General features: G+C 68.4%; 8 protein-coding genes. 5 read left to right on the top strand and 3 right to left on the bottom strand.

Annotation, left to right across the window (positions count from 1 at the left end):
* The first annotated feature begins 70 nt into the window (after positions 1–70).
* The 4 genes from ACM1PE_RS05805 to phoU all read left to right on the top strand — a co-directional run bounded on the left by ACM1PE_RS05805 (position 71) and on the right by phoU (position 4,937).
* Positions 71–1,600, top strand: a complete 1,530-nt coding sequence (locus tag ACM1PE_RS05805) for an amidase (protein ID WP_419342670.1) — start codon at positions 71–73, stop codon at positions 1,598–1,600.
* Positions 1,601–1,664: 64 nt separating this feature from the next.
* Positions 1,665–3,326, top strand: coding sequence for an isovaleryl-CoA dehydrogenase (locus ACM1PE_RS05810; RefSeq protein ID WP_419342671.1), 1,662 nt, complete (start codon positions 1,665–1,667; stop codon positions 3,324–3,326).
* Positions 3,327–3,363: 37 nt separating this feature from the next.
* Entirely contained in the window at positions 3,364–4,044 is a 681-nt protein-coding gene (rpiA, locus tag ACM1PE_RS05815) for a ribose-5-phosphate isomerase RpiA (RefSeq protein ID WP_059380427.1), read from the top strand.
* 173 nt (positions 4,045–4,217) lie between these two features.
* Positions 4,218–4,937, top strand: coding sequence for a phosphate signaling complex protein PhoU (phoU, locus tag ACM1PE_RS05820; protein ID WP_054451167.1), 720 nt, complete (start codon positions 4,218–4,220; stop codon positions 4,935–4,937).
* Positions 4,938–4,973: 36 nt separating this feature from the next.
* Here phoU and ACM1PE_RS05825 read toward each other — a convergent pair whose 3' ends face one another.
* The 3 genes from ACM1PE_RS05825 to argA form a co-directional block, all read right to left on the bottom strand.
* The gene (locus ACM1PE_RS05825; protein WP_419342672.1) at positions 4,974–6,914 is read right to left on the bottom strand and encodes a phosphocholine-specific phospholipase C; all 1,941 of its coding nucleotides are present in this window, start codon (positions 6,912–6,914) and stop codon (positions 4,974–4,976) included.
* Positions 6,915–7,060: 146 nt separating this feature from the next.
* A complete protein-coding gene (locus tag ACM1PE_RS05830) occupies positions 7,061–7,333 on the bottom strand; it encodes an oxidative damage protection protein (RefSeq protein ID WP_059380425.1) in 273 nt (90 codons plus the stop codon).
* Positions 7,334–7,429: 96 nt separating this feature from the next.
* Positions 7,430–8,788: an amino-acid N-acetyltransferase gene (gene argA, locus ACM1PE_RS05835; protein ID WP_054451170.1), complete on the bottom strand. Its 1,359-nt coding sequence runs from the start codon at positions 8,786–8,788 to the stop codon at positions 7,430–7,432.
* A gap of 216 nt (positions 8,789–9,004) precedes the next feature.
* On the opposite strand from argA, the gene hrpA reads away from it, so the two are divergent.
* Entirely contained in the window at positions 9,005–12,934 is a 3,930-nt protein-coding gene (hrpA, locus tag ACM1PE_RS05840; protein WP_419342673.1) for an ATP-dependent RNA helicase HrpA, read from the top strand.
* Positions 12,935–13,044: the final 110 nt, after the last annotated feature.

Below are 13,044 nucleotides of genomic sequence, written 5' to 3' on the forward strand. Positions count from 1 at the left end.
TGCCCGCTGCGACTGCCGATATCCTGGCGCTAGCGGCAATCCGCCGTCAGATACCTGGAGCATTGCAAGCATGAGCACCGCTGAACGCCATGATTCCTCCACCCCGGACGCGACGGCGCAGGGCGCCGATATCGCACAAGGGGCCACCACTGCGCTTGCTGCGATGCAGCAGGCGGTGGATCGGGTGGCGGCCCGCAATCCCTCGATCAACGCGGCCTGCGGCATGCAGGCGGAAATCGGCCTGCGCCTGGCGCAGTCGCTGGACGAGGAACTGGGCGGCCTGTCGCAGGAACAGCGCTTGGCGCAATTGCAGAAGCGGCCGTTCCTGGGCGTGCCCACCTTGCTCAAGGATCTGGGCACCGCGGCGTTGGGCCTGCCCAGCGCCATGGGGTCGGTGCTGTATGGCCAGGTGGAATGGAACGTCGACGCCGAGATCGTCAAGCGCTACCGTCGTGCCGGCCTGATTCCGTTCGGCCGCACGACCAGCGCGGAACTGGGCCTGAGCCCCACCACCGAATCGCCGGTCTACGGACCGGCCACGCAGAATCCCTGGAAGGCGGGCCATAGCGCGGGCGGGTCCAGCGGCGGAGCGGGCGCCGCGCTGGCCAGCGGCATGGTGCGCATCGCCCATGGCAGCGACGGCGGCGGGTCCATCCGCATTCCCTCGTCCTGCTGCGGCGTGCTGGGCCTGAAACCTTCGCGCGGCCTGATGCCGCTGGGTCCGCTGAAGGGCGAAGGCTGGGGCGGCCTGGCCACCGAACACATGATGACCCTGTCGGTGCGCGACTGCGCCGCGTCGCTGGACATCAGCGCCGGCGCCGACGTGGGCGCGCCATATGCCGCACCGGCGCTGCCGACGGATTCCTATCGCGCCGTGGTGGCGCGCGTGGCCGCCGATCCGCAATCGGCTGCGCGGCGCCGCATCGCCTTCGTCAACACCACCTACGAGGGCGAGGCCATCCATCCTGAAGTGGCGGCCGTCGTGGACGAGGCCGCGCGCCTCTTCGCCTCGCTGGGCCATGAATTGGCGCCTGCCGCGCCGCCGGTGGGATCCGAGGAGGTGCTGTCGCCCATGCTGCCGCTGATCGCGAGCGCGGCGGCCAACGCCATCGATGCCTTCGTGGCCGCGCGCGGCCGCCGCCTGGCCGCCGACGAACTGCAGCCGACCACGCTGGGCGCGCGCGAGTACGCCCGCGCCATCTCCGGCGCGCAGTACGTGGCCTGCGTCGATACCTGCCACGAGATCACGCGCCGGGTCGGCCGCTTCCTGGAACGCGACGGCACGCAAGGCTACGACCTGTTCCTCAGCCCTGTGCTGGCGCAGCCGCCGGCGGCCATTGGCCGCTACGCCATGGACAACGCCGACTACCTGGCCTACCGTTTGGGCAAGAAGGGCGTCATCGGTTATTCGCCTTTCGCGCCTTTGGCCAATCTGACGGGCATGCCCGCCATCTCCATCCCCTTCGGCATGTCGTCCGATGGCCTGCCCATCGGCATCCAGCTGATGGGGCCGCTGGGCAGCGAGGCGCTGTTGCTGGAACTGGCAGCGCAGGTCGAAGCGCTGCGGCCCTGGGCCCTGGTGGCGCCAATGGCCAGATAGGGCGGAAGGGGCAGACCGCGCCGCGGGCGGGCGGCGCATCAGTGGACCGATCCAGGGAGCAGCCATGTCATCGTTCGCGACGCATACCGTATCCAACCAGGTGCCGCCCCTGGAGGACTACTCCTTGTACGAGACCGATCCGGCCTTGCGCGAGGCGGTGCGGCGCGAAGGCGCGCAAGCCTGGGAGCCGGAACTGGCGGCGCACGGCGCCTGGCTGGGCCGCGCGCAGACGCTGGACGCCGGCGCGCAGGCCAACCGCTGCACGCCGCGCCTGGTCAGCTACGACCGCGGCGGCCATCGCATCGACCGCGTCGAGTTCCATCCGTCCTGGAATCTGCTGATGGGCGGCATCATGGCGCGCGGCCTGCACAGCCGCGCCTGGGCCCAACCCGAGCCGGGTGCGCAGGTGGCGCGGGCCGCGGCCTATGTCATGCAGGGGCAGGTCGAGGCGGGCAGCTTGTGTCCCACCACCATGACTTTTGCCGCCGTGCCGCTGTTGCAGCGCGAGCCTGCGGGCGTCGTGGACTTTGGCGGGCAGTGGCTGAACGCCTTGTATTCCCGCGAGTTCGACGGCGCCGACGCGCCGCTGGCCGCCAAGCGCTCGGCCCTGATAGGCATGGGCCTGACCGAAAAACAAGGTGGTTCTGACCTGCGCGCCGTCACCACGCGCGCCACGCCGCTGGGCGCGCCCGGCCGCGGCCGCGCCTATTTACTGGTCGGCCATAAATGGTTTTTCTCGGTGCCGCAGGCCGACGCGCATCTGGTGCTGGCGCAGACCGACGAAGGGCTCAGCTGCTTTTTCGTGCCGCGCTGGATACCGGACGGGCCGCGCAATGCCGTGCGCGTGCGCCGGCTGAAGGACAAGCTCGGCAATCGCAGCAACGCCAGCGCCGAGGTCGAATTCGAGGATGCCTGGGGCGTCATGGTGGGCGAACCGGGCCGCGGCCTGGCCGTGTTGCTGGAGATGGCCGCCACCACCCGGCTGGATTGCGTGCTGGGCAGCGCGGCGCTGCTGCGGCAGGCGCTGGTGCAGTCGGCGCATCATGCGCGCCATCGCCACGCCTTCGGCAAGCCCCTGATCGGGCAGCCGCTGATGCGCAACGTGCTGGCCGACCTGGCGCTTGAAAGCGAGGCGGCCATGATGCTGGGGCTGCGGCTGGCGCGCGCCGTGGACGAGCGCGCCGACGCCGAGGCGCGCGCCCTGGTCCGCGTGGGTACTCCCGCCGCCAAGCTTTGGGTCTGCAAGCGCGCCATCGCCGCGGTGGCCGAATGCATGGAGGTCTGGGGCGGCAACGGCTACGTGGACGACGGCCCCATGCCCCGGCTTTACCGCGAAACGCCGGTCAACTCCATCTGGGAGGGATCCGGCAACGTCATGGCGCTGGACGTGTTGCGCGCCTTGCAGCGCGAGGCCGGGGCGCTGCCCGCGCTGGAGCGCGAGTTCGCGCAGGCGGCGGGCCAGTACCAGGATTTCGACGACGCGCTGGCGCGCTGGCGGACCTTGTTGGCCGACGGCGCCCAGGCCGAGTTCCAGGCGCGCCGCATCGCCGCCGGCCTGGCGCGGCTGTGGCAGGCTGCCTTGCTGATCCAGCATGCGCCCGCGCCGGTGGCGCAGGCTTTCGTCGCCAGCCGCCTGATCGCGGGTGGCGGCGTGTTCGGCGAACTGGCCGCGGGCGCGGATGCGCAGGCCATCCTGGCGCGGGCGTGGCCCGCCGCCGCGTGCTAAATTTCCTGGCTCGACAAACCTTCCCGCATTTTTCGCCATGCTTTCCCAGCAAGAACTCAAGCAGCAAGCCGCAGACGCGGCCCTGGAATTCGTTGAACAGGTCGCAGGACCCGACGCCATCATCGGCGTAGGCACGGGCTCCACGGCTGATCTTTTCATCGACGGCCTGGCCCGTTTCAAGGGCCGGATCGGCGGCACGGTGGCCAGTTCCGAGCGCAGCGCCGCCCGGCTTGCCGGACACGGGCTGAAGGTGCTGGACCTGAACGACATCACCAGCATGCCGATCTATGTGGACGGCGCCGACGAGATCGACGCCAACCTGCACATGATCAAGGGCGGCGGCGGCGCGCTGACGCGCGAGAAGATCGTGGCCTCGGTGGCCGAGCGCTTCATCTGCATCGCCGACGAGTCCAAGCTGGTGCAGACCATGGGCAAGTTCCCGCTGCCTGTCGAAGTCATCCCGATGGCGCGCGCATCCGTGGCGCGCGCCCTGGCGGCGCTGGGCGGCCAGCCCAAGCTGCGCGAGGGATTCGTCACCGATAACGGTAACGTCATCCTGGACGTGTCCGGCCTGTCCATCACCGACGCGCCGGGCCTGGAAGCCCGGGTCAACAATCTGGCGGGCGTGGTGACCTGCGGCCTGTTCGCGATCGCGGGCGCCGACGTGGCCCTGCTGGCCACGCAAAACGGCATCCGCCGCCTGGACCGCCGCGCCTGAGTCCGCTGCCGACGCTTCCCGGCGTCGCCCCGGCCGGCCCGCCTTGTGGCGGCCGGGGTCCGTGTTCATAATCCTGTCACACTTGGGTCATAACCTTGCGGGTTGTGCAGGCCCAACTCGTAATATCCTTTTTTCAGGGCAGTGCAATGAGACCAAACACGCAGGGAGCCCGGATGTCGGAGCATACAAACAAGCAGTTCGATGCGGACCTGGAAAGTGTCCGTTCGCAGTTCCTGCAAATGGGCGGCCTGGTGGAAGCCATGATCCAGGAGGCCATCGACGCGCTCGCCAGCGGCGACATTTCGCTGGTCGAGAAAGTCCGTGAGCGGGAAAAGGAAGTCAACCGCCACGAAGTCGAAATCGACGAGAGCATCAGCCGCATCCTGGCGCGCCACCAGCCTACCGCCATCGACCTGCGCATGCTGATGGCCGTGTCCAAGATGCTGACCGACATGGAGCGTTCGGGCGATGAGGCCGAGAAGGTCGCCACCGTCGCGCGTCGCATCCACGAAGCCGAACTGCGCCATATCCCGGTGATCGAACTGCGCCACATGGCCGCCAATGTGCGCACCATGCTGCATCAGGCGCTGGACGCGTTCGCCCGCCTTGACCCCATCCAGGCCGCCGCCGTGGTGCGCAGCGACAAGGAAGTGGACAAGGAATGGAAGGGCGCGCTGCGCCACCTGATCACTTACATGATCGAAGATCCGCGCACCATTTCGCGCGCCATCGACATGATCTTCATCGCCCGCGCGCTGGAGCGCATCGGCGACCATGCCAAGAACATGTCCGAGCGCGTGATCTACATGGTCAAGGGCGCCGACGTGCGCCACACCGGCGTGAAGAACACCGAGCGCCTGGCGCGCGGCGAAGAAGAAGACACGGAAGAGTAACTACCGGATGCCCGGCGGCCCCTCGGTCGCCAGGCATCATTCCAGGGGCAGCGACGCCCCTGCTTCCAGCCGCGGGTCCGGCAGGCCGGCTTTGCCGGCGTCGATGCGGCCCGCCAGCCTGCGGCTGAAGGCCGGCATGGCGGGCGCGCTGATCTCCAGGTCGTACCATCCCTGGCAACCGCCATAGGCAAGCTCCAGCGAGCCGTCCGCCTGCACGTGCGCCATGGCGCACCAGCCGTCGCCCATGCGCGACTCCACTTTCACTGGCTGCGGTATTTCCGCGCGATTGACGAGGCGCAGGCTCAGGCCCGTCGCCGTCGCCGCCACTTGCGCTTCCAGCGTTCCGGCATCGCGCGCATCGCCGCGGAACTGCCGGTGCAGACCGTCGGGGCCCAACAGCCACAAGTCATAGGCGCCGCCTGCGTGCAGGCGCCAGCCGTCGTCCAGCCGCGCGCCCGCGCTCACGGTGTAGCGGCGCGGCGCGTGTTCCAGCGCGTGGCGGTCGTAGACATGCAGCACCGCGGCCGCGGCGCCGGGGTTGCGCAGGGTAAGCCGGTAATGCCCGCCGTCGGCGGCCATGCGCCCCTGCACGTCCAGCGCATAGGGCAGGGCGCAAGCCTGGCGCCGGCCTTCGGCGTGCGCACCGCGGGCGGCAGTGAAGTCGAAGGCCGAAGTCAGGTCGCCGGCGATCTCGCGCCGCCATGCGCTGATGTTGGGTTCAAGCACGCCGAAGCGCGCTTCCAGGAAGCGGATCACCGAAGTGTGGTCGAACACCTGGGAATTGACCCAGCCGCCGCGGCTCCAGGGCGATACCACCAACATCGGCACGCGCGGCCCCAAGCCGAACCCGCGGCCGTGCAGGCCGGCAGGGTCGTCAGGCGTGGCGGCGCTGGGGCCGTGGCGGGTATCGTGGTATTCGCCGTCCAGCTCGACCGTGGACAGGCCGCCCGACTGGCCGTCGGGCGCGCGGGCGGGCGGCGCGGGCGGCGGCATGTGGTCGAAAAAGCAGTCGTTCTCGTCGTACGTGACGAAGAACACGCAGCGGCTCCATACCTCCGGATTGCGCGTCAGGATCTCCAGCACGCGTTCCGTGTAGGCGCCGCCCCGCACGGGGGAGGAGACCTCGGGATGCTCGGAGTCGGCCGTGGGCGCGATGATCCACGACACCTGCGGTAGCGTGCCGCGGGCGACGTCGCGCGCCAGCTCGTCCAGCGTGCAGGTCGACAGGCCGCGGTCGCGCAAGGGCGCGTCGCCGGCGGCGTCGGCATGCTGCCGGCGGTATTGCTGGAAGCCGGCCAGCGGATTGTCGTGGTAGTTGTCCGCCATGTCCTGGTAGATGCGCCAGTCCACGCCGGCATCCTGCAGGCGTTCGGGGTAGGTGGTCCAGGCGTAGCCTTCGCCGGCCGGTCCCAGGCGGTCGTAGGTGTTGACCAGGGCCGGGCCGCCGGCCTGGCCTTGCGGATCATTGGTGCCGGTCCACAGGAACAGGCGGTTGGGATTGGTGCCTGCGTGGATCGAGCAGTGATACGCGTCGCACAGGGTGAAGGCGTTTGCCAGCGCGGTCTGGAACGGTATTTCCGCGCCGCGATAGGCGCCCATGCCGAGCCGGCTCTTGGCGGACAGCCATTGATCCATGCGGCCGTCGTTCCAGGCGCGCTGCGCGTCGTCCCAGGTATGCGGCGTGATGTAGCCCACCCGCGCATCGCTGGCGTATTCCGCTTGCAGCGCATAGGGACGGACCCGGGCCGCGCCGTCGGCCTGAGTCAGCACGTCGCCCGCCAGCGTGGGCGCGGGATGCGGATCGGCGAACCCGCGCACGCCCGGCAAGGTGCCGAAATAATGGTCGAAGGACCGGTTTTCCTGCATCAGGATCACCACGTGCTGCACGTCCTGCAGCGTACCCGTGCGGCGGTCGGGCGCGATGCCGAGCGCGCGTTCGATGGGCGAGGAGGGGGACAGGCGCGATTCTTCTTTCATGACAGCGATGATACGGCCAGCAATACTTGAATCTTAAGGCCGGCGCCAAGGCGGACGCTGGCGCCGGAAATGAACAGCCCCTCGCGGGCGAGGGGCTGTATCGGGTCGGCCGCCATCTGGTGGCGGCCGGAAAGGGCGCGACCGGATCAGGCCGAGGGCGGAACGTAACCCTGGGCTTCGACGGCGCCGTCTTCGAACAGGAAGCGCTCCATCTGTTCTTTCAGGTACTTGCGCGCACGGGCGTCCGCCAGGTTCAGGCGGTTTTCATTGACCAGGCGCGTTTGGATGCCCTTCCATTCTTCCCAAGCTTCCTTGGAAATGCTCTGCCAGATCTTGGTGCCGAGTTCGCCGGGGTAGGGGGGGAAATCCAGCCCTTCGGCTTCACGCTTCAGTTTTACACAGTTGACGATACGGGCCATGGTTCGCTGCCGGAAGAAATGAGTAATCCCGCATTTTAACGGGCTTGGCGCCGTGACGGCGACTAAGCCCTGCGGACCCTGCGGGTAGCCCGGTTGTTACAGCTTCTTGATGAAGACCAGGCTGTTGCGTGAACGGTTGTAATTGTGCTGCTTTTCGCGCGGCAGGTCGGCGATGCCGCCCTGCACGAAACCGCGCTTCATGAACCAGTGCGAGGTCCGCGTCGTCAGCACGAACAGGCGCTTGGCGCCGACGGCGCGTGCGCGCGATTCCATGTGGCGCAGCAGGATCTCGCCTTCGCCCGAACCTTGCCATTCCGGATGCACGATCAGGCAGGCCATTTCGGCCATCTGTTCTTCGGGGAAACTGTGCAGGGCCGCGCAGCCGTAGATGACGCCGTCGTGCTCCAGCACGGTGAAGTTTTCCACGTCGCGCTCGACCACGCTGCGCGGGCGCGGCACCAGGGTGCCGTCCGCTTCCAGCGGTTCGATCAGGCTGAGGATGGCGCCCACGTCGTCGATGGTGGCGGCGCGCAGATCGTCCAGCGTGTCTTCCACCACCATGGTGCCCACGCCGTCGTGGGTGAAGATTTCCAGCAGCACGCTGCCGTCCAGGGCGAACGGCAGCAGGTGGGCGCGGGCCACGCCGCGTTTGACCGCCAGCGAGGCGTACTGCAGGAAGGCGTGGGTCTCTTCGTCGAGTTCGCCGCCGGCCAGCAGCGCGTCGGCATCCACGCGGGCCAGTTCGGTGTCCAGCGTGCCGTCGTCGTTCAGCACGCCCTGCGAGCTGGACAGGAAGATCAGTTTTTCAGCGCGCAGCGCCACGGCGACGCTGGTGGCCAGGTCTTCCATGGCCAGGTTGAAGGCGTCGCCGGTGGGCGAGAAGCCGAGCGGCGACAGCAGCACCACGGACGAGCCCTTCTCGATGGCGAACTTGAGCGCGTCGATGTCGATCTTGCGCACCTGGCCGGTGTGCTTGTAGTCCACCCCGTCCAGCACGCCGGTCGGGCGGGCGGTGACGAAGTTGCCGGAGATCACGCGGATATGGGCGTGCGACATGGGCGTGTTGGGCAGCCCCTGGCTGAAGGCGGCCTCGATGTCCAGGCGGATCTCGCCGGCGGCTTCCTTGGCGCATTCCAGCGCGGCGGCGTCGGTGGGCGACAGGCCGCGGTCGAATTGCTGGGTAAAGCCCTTCAGGCGCAGCTGCTCATTGACCTGCGGACGCGAGCCGTGCACCAGCACCAGGCGGATGCCCAGCGAGGACAGCAGCGACAGGTCTTGCACCAGCGCGTTCAGCGCGCCGGCCTGCACCAGTTCACCGCCGAACGCCACCACGAACGTCTTGCCTCGGAACGCATGCACATAAGGCGCCACTTCTCGGAACCATCGGACGAACTGGGCGGGTGCGAATTCTGGGGCTTCGAGGGCGGAGACGGTGTCTGGTTCCAGGTCGGGCATGATGGGTGGAAGGATTCCTGAGAGTAAGCAAAAACGCGGCGCAGTGCCGCGCCATAGCGCCGTCGGGCGACGGCGTGGCGAAATTATATGACCGTCGCGCCCCGGCGCAGGCGGAAAAGAGTGCCAATTTGGTGCCGGATTTTCCGGTTTGCGCCCGCGGCGCCAGCAGGAGAGCCGCGGAAATTTATAATGCCGGGCTAACCGGACTAATCGTACATGCCTGAATCCTCCAGCCCGCGTGCGCCCAAGGCCGCGGACGCGGCGGCTCCAGCGGCAGCGGCGGACGCGCAGAACGCGCGCCGCGCGCCGCGTCCCGAGCGGCCCATACCCGTGGTCACCTACCCCGAAGACCTGCCCGTCAGTGCGCGGCGCCAGGAGATCGCGCGCGCCATCGCCAGCCACCAGGTGGTGATCGTCAGCGGCGAAACCGGCTCGGGCAAGACCACCCAGCTGCCCAAGATCTGCCTGGAACTGGGCCGCGGCCGCCAGAAGATGATCGGCCACACCCAGCCGCGCCGCCTGGCCGCGACCTCGGTGGCCAAGCGCATCGCGGAAGAGCTGAACACGCCCATGGGCGAGGTGGTGGGCTACCAGGTGCGCTTCAACGACCGCACCGGCCCCAACGCGTCCATCAAGCTGATGACGGACGGCATCCTGCTGGCCGAGTCGCAGCGCGATCCGCTCTTGCGCCGCTACGACACCATCATCATCGACGAGGCGCACGAGCGCAGCCTGAACATCGATTTCCTGCTGGGCTACCTGAAGCAGCTGCTGCCGCGCCGCCCGGATCTGAAAATCATCATCACCTCGGCCACCATCGACGCCGAGCGCTTCGCCCGGCACTTTGCCGCGTCCGAGGACAAGCTGGCGCCCGTCATCGAGGTGTCCGGCCGGCTGTATCCCGTCGAGGTCCGCTACCGCCCCGTGCGCGAGGAACTGGCGGAAGACGAAGCCGCGCCGGCCAAGCCCGGCCGCGACCGCGAACGCATGTCCGGCGACGAAGAGCGCGACCTGATCGACGCCATCGTGGACGCCGTGGACGAATGCGCGCGGCACGGCCCCGGTGATGTGCTGGTGTTCCTGCCCGGCGAGCGCGAGATCCGCGAATCCGCCGAGGCGCTGCGCAAGCGCCATCCGGCCGGCACCGAGGTCTTGCCGCTGTACGCGCGCCTGTCGCAGGCCGAGCAGGAGCAGATCTTTCATCCGCGCACCAATGCGCGGCGCATCGTGCTGGCCACCAACGTGGCGGAAACCTCGCTGACCGTGCCGGGCATCCGCTTCGTGGTCGACAGCGGGCTGGCGCGCATCAAGCGCTATTCCTGGCGCAACAAGGTCGAGCAGCTGCGCATCGAGCCGATCAGCCGCGCCTCGGCCAACCAGCGCGCCGGCCGTTGCGGCCGGGTGGGGCCGGGCGTCTGCATCCGGCTCTACGACGAGCTGGACTTCAACAACCGCGCGCCGTTCACGGATCCGGAAGTGCTGCGCTCGTCGCTGGCCTCGGTCATCCTGCGGATGAAGTCGCTGAAGCTGGACGACATCGAGCAGTTCCCCTTCGTCGAGGCGCCGCCGGGCCGCGCGGTGGCCGACGGCTACCACCTGCTGCAGGAGCTGGGCGCGATCGAACTGGCGTCGGCCTCGGACGACGACACGGATGCTTCGCGCACCGGCTCGTCCTTCGTGCTGACGCGCACGGGCCACGAACTGGCCAAGCTGCCGGTGGACCCGCGCATCGGCCGCATGATCCTGGCCGCGCGTGAACACCAGTGCCTGGCCGAGATGCTGATCATTGCCTCGGCCCTGTCGGTGCAGGACGCGCGCGACCGGCCCATGCAGGAGCGCGAGGCCGCCGAGGCGGCGCACGCCAAGTTCGCCGACGACAAGTCCGAGTTCATCTCCTTCCTGAAGCTGTGGCGCTGGTATGGCGAGCAGGTGCAGCACAAGGCCTCGCAGCGCAAGCTGGTGGCCCTGCTGCGCCAGAATTTCCTGTCGCCGATCCGGCTGCGCGAATGGCACGACGTGCACACCCAGCTGGCCGCGCTGGTCGGTGAGCAGGGCTGGCGCCTGAACCAGACCGAGGCCACCTACGAGCAGCTGCACATGGCGCTGCTGTCGGGCCTGTTGGGCAATATCGGCTTCAAGAGCGACGAAGGCGGCCACTACCAGGGCGCGCGCGAGATCCGTTTCCATATCCACCCGGGTTCGCGGCTGGTGAAAAAGGCGGGGCGCTGGATCATGGCGGCCGAACTGGTCGAGACCACCCGCCTGTACGCGCGCTGCGTGGCGCGCATCGATCCGGTGTGGCTGGAAAAGGTCGGCGCGCATCTGATCCGCAAGAACTGGTCCGATCCGCGATGGGAAAAGAAGGCCGGGCAAGTGGTGGCCAATGAACGGGCCACGCTGTACGGGCTGACCATTTACACCGGCCGGCGCATTCAGTACGGCCGGGTCAATCCGACCCAGGCGCGCGAGCTGTTCATCCGCCAGGCTTTGGTGCCGGGCGAGATCGACACGCGGCTGGCTTTCGTGGCGCACAACCGCAAGCTGATCGCGGGCATCGAAAAGCTGGAACATCAGACCCGCCGCCCGGACATCCTGGTCGACGACGAGCTGATCCACGCCTTCTACGACCGCCAGCTGCCGGCCGACATTTCGCAGACGGCGACGCTGGAAAAGTGGGTGTCGGGGCTGGACAAGGCGGCCGCCGCCAAGCTGCTGCTGACGCGCGACGAGCTGATGCGCCACGAAGCCGCGGGCGTCACGACCGACGTCTTCCCCAAGAAGGTGGAATGGCAGGGCGTGTCGATGGCGCTGGATTACCACTTCGAACCGGGTTCGCCGCGCGACGGCGTGACCCTGTCGGTGCCGCTGTTCGCGCTCAATCAGATCGATCCGGCGCGCTGCGAATGGCTGGTGCCTGGCATGCTCAAGGAAAAGGTGCACCTGCTCTTGAAGTCGCTGCCGCAGAAGCTGCGCCGCCATTGCGTGCCGCTGCCGGATTACGCCGCGGGCTTCTACGACCGCTGGTTCGAACGCCAGGCCGATCCCCAGCAGGGGCTGGTGGAGGCGATCATCGCCGACATGTGGGACCAGGTGCAGATCCGCCCCGCCGCGGCGGACTTCAAGCTGGAGACCCTGCCAGCCCACCTGTTCATGAATTTCCGGGTGGTGGACGAACACGGCCGCATGCTGGCGGCGGGACGCAACCTGGCGCAGCTGCGCGCCGAATTCGGCAAGCAGGCGCAGGCCACGTTCCAGCAGTTGGCGGCCAGCGACACCCAGGTGGCCCAGGCGCTGGCGCACGAGAACCTGACTGCCTGGTCTTTCGGCCCCTTGCCGGAGATCATGGAGATCAAGCGGCGCGGGCAGTCGGTGATCGGCTATCCGGCGCTGGTGGACCGCGGCGCGCATTGCGACCTGGACGTGTTCGACGATCCGGACGAAGCGCGCAAGCACCATCGCGCGGGCTTGCTCAGGCTGTTCCGGCTGGGGCTGCGCGAACAGGTGAAATTCCTGGAAAAGAACCTGGTGGACCTGACCAAGATCAGCATGCTCTACATGACGCTGGGGACGCAGGAAGAGCTGCGCGACCAGATCATCGATTGCGCGCTGGGGCAGGCCTGCCTGGCCGACCCCTGGCCGGTCAACGAGCAGCAGTTCGAAGCCCGGCGGGCCGAGGGCAAGGGCCGGCTGGGCCTCCTGGCGCAGGAAGTGGCGCGCTTGGCGGGGGCGGTGCTGACGGAGTGGGCCGCGGTGCAGCGCAAGCTGCCGCAGGCCAAGCCGCACGCTTCGGCCTATGCGGACCTGCAGGCCCAGTTGGGGGCGCTGATGCCGAAGTGGTTCATCCGCGACACCCCGTACGCCCAGCTGGCGCATTTCCCGCGCTATCTGAAGGCGGTGCTGGCGCGCATCGACAAGCTGCGCGCCGATCCGGCGCGCGACGCCAAGCTGGTGGCAGAGATGGCACCGCTGCTGACGCAGTACCAGCGGGCCAGATCCGCGCTGAAGGGGGCGCCCGACCCCCGCCTGGACGAGTTCCGCTGGCTGCTGGAGGAACTGCGCGTGGCGCTGTTCGCGCAGGAGCTGCGCACGCCCATGCCGGTCTCGGTGAAGCGGCTGATGAAAAGCTGGGAATCCCTGAAGCGTTGACTGCGGCGGGACGGCGCGAGCCGTCCCGTATTACTGCAGGATTTCAGGTCGTTTTCCGTTCAGAGACGCGTCATCTGGTTATGCTTCAATGCGCGGGCCTTCCCTCGCCG

It is taken from the genome of Achromobacter sp. PD1 (assembly GCF_048541815.1).
GTDB classification, from domain to species: Bacteria; Pseudomonadota; Gammaproteobacteria; order Burkholderiales; family Burkholderiaceae_B; genus Achromobacter; species Achromobacter bronchisepticus_A.

What these genes read in the sequence shown, in the direction of transcription:
- ACM1PE_RS05805 (WP_419342670.1), top strand. Translation starts at nt 71, where the DNA reads ATGAGCACCGCTGAACGCCATGATTCCTCCACCCCGGACGCGACGGCG.
- ACM1PE_RS05810 (WP_419342671.1), top strand. Translation starts at nt 1,665, where the DNA reads ATGTCATCGTTCGCGACGCATACCGTATCCAACCAGGTGCCGCCCCTG.
- rpiA (WP_059380427.1), top strand. Translation starts at nt 3,364, where the DNA reads ATGCTTTCCCAGCAAGAACTCAAGCAGCAAGCCGCAGACGCGGCCCTG.
- phoU (WP_054451167.1), top strand. Translation starts at nt 4,218, where the DNA reads ATGTCGGAGCATACAAACAAGCAGTTCGATGCGGACCTGGAAAGTGTC.
- ACM1PE_RS05825 (WP_419342672.1), bottom strand. Translation starts at nt 6,914, where the DNA reads ATGAAAGAAGAATCGCGCCTGTCCCCCTCCTCGCCCATCGAACGCGCG.
- ACM1PE_RS05830 (WP_059380425.1), bottom strand. Translation starts at nt 7,333, where the DNA reads ATGGCCCGTATCGTCAACTGTGTAAAACTGAAGCGTGAAGCCGAAGGG.
- argA (WP_054451170.1), bottom strand. Translation starts at nt 8,788, where the DNA reads ATGCCCGACCTGGAACCAGACACCGTCTCCGCCCTCGAAGCCCCAGAA.
- hrpA (WP_419342673.1), top strand. Translation starts at nt 9,005, where the DNA reads ATGCCTGAATCCTCCAGCCCGCGTGCGCCCAAGGCCGCGGACGCGGCG.